We start from the raw sequence: 969 nt of genomic DNA, 5'->3' as shown, positions 1-969 counted from the left end.
GGTGCGCCAGGGCGACCGGGTCGAGGCAGGCCAGACCCTGTTCTGGCTCGACGATGTCCAGACCAGGGCCGAGCTCTCGATCATCCGCTCGCAGCTCGGCGAGAATCTCGGCCGCAAGGCCCGCCTGATCGCCGAGCGCGACAATCTCGCCGCGATCACCTTCCCGGCCGAGCTCGCCCAGATCTCCGACGCGCCAGCCCAGATCATCCAGGGCGAGACCCGCCTGTTCGACGGCAACCGCACCAACCGCGAAAGCCGCAAGGAACAGCTCGAGATCAGCATCGTCCAGTCCGGCGAGGAGGTGAAAGGCCTCGAGGCCCGCCAGGTCGCCAAGGTCGAGGAGCTGCGCCTGGTCGAGCTCGAGCGCAACAAATATCTCGGCCTGTTCCAGAAGGGCTTCATCGACGGCACGAAGGTCTACAACATCAACCGCGAATGGGCCCGCCTGCTCGGCGAGCGCGGCGAGATCGAGGCCTCGATGGCCCGGGCCCGGCTGCGCATCAGCGAGGCCCGCATCCAGATCATCGCCGTCGACGAGACCGCCCGCACCGAGGCCCAGCGCGAGCTGCGCCAGGTCGAGGCCAAGGTCTCCGAACTCAGCGACCGGCGCCTCGCCAGCGAGGACCGGCTCTCGCGCTCCGAGATCCGCGCCCCGATCGCCGGCCTCGTCAACGAGCTGACCGTCTTCACCGTCGGCGGCGTCATCACCCCGGCCGCGCGCCTTGCCACCATCGTGCCGGGCGAGGCCAGGCTCACCGTCGAGGTCAAGATCGCACCGACCGATATCGACCAGGTCAGGCCGGGCCAACCCGCCCGCCTGCGCTTCTCCGCCTTCGCCAGGAACGCGACCCCGGAGCTGCCGGGCACCGTCAGCCATCTCTCCCCGGCGACCACCCGCGACCCCACCACCGGCGCCAATTTCTACACCGGCGAAATCCAGATCGACGGCGATCTCGTCGCCGCCCTCGG

At 69.6% G+C, this 969-nt stretch carries 1 protein-coding gene; it reads left to right on the top strand.

The features are described 5' to 3' along the window. The coding region (locus FG93_RS22370; protein WP_043238694.1) for an HlyD family type I secretion periplasmic adaptor subunit at positions 1-969 on the top strand (969 nt) is incomplete at both ends.

The organism is Allobosea sp. LC85 (assembly GCF_000735605.1).
Taxonomy (GTDB): Bacteria; Pseudomonadota; Alphaproteobacteria; order Rhizobiales; family Beijerinckiaceae; genus Allobosea.
Note: the sequence above shows the minus strand (reverse complement) of the source record. Positions and strands in the feature narration are given on the sequence as shown.